The sequence below is a fragment of the Marinobacter sp. bablab_jr008 genome (genome assembly GCF_016464145.1).
In the GTDB taxonomy this organism is placed as follows: domain Bacteria; phylum Pseudomonadota; class Gammaproteobacteria; order Pseudomonadales; family Oleiphilaceae; genus Marinobacter; species Marinobacter nauticus.
The window spans coordinates 1-382 of sequence record NZ_JACDWW010000058.1; the positions used below are offsets into that span (position 1 = coordinate 1).

The following is a 382-nucleotide window of genomic DNA, read 5'->3' on the forward strand; positions in this document are numbered from 1 at the left end:
CCCTGCTCGAAGAGCGGGGCATTGTGGATTCCATCTTCGACTTCAAACGCCCACCGGAAGAACGGGAATACTGCGTCCAGCACCGGGAAACCGACCTGCAGTTCCTGGAACGCCTGGCAGCCGAAGAAGGCTGGCACTACCGCTACCAGCACGGCAGCGTGGATGGCGAAGAACAACCGGCACTGATTCTTGCCGACCACCACGGCGACGCCCCGAAACTGGACCCGGTTACCTGCAACACCAAAGCCGGTGGCAGCACCAAGCAGGCCTGCGTGTTCCAGTTTGCCTACGAAGAACGGGTCAAAGCCGCCACTGTGGCCATGAAGGACTACACCTTCAAGAACCCCGCCTACGCCCTGATGCATGAACACAGCGCTGCCGA

General features: G+C 60.7%; 1 protein-coding gene. It reads left to right on the top strand.

The genetic code is table 11. The features are described from left to right. Positions 1-382 (top strand): contractile injection system protein, VgrG/Pvc8 family (locus JIF53_RS08590; RefSeq protein ID WP_266096871.1); only part of this gene is annotated, 382 nt, incomplete at both ends.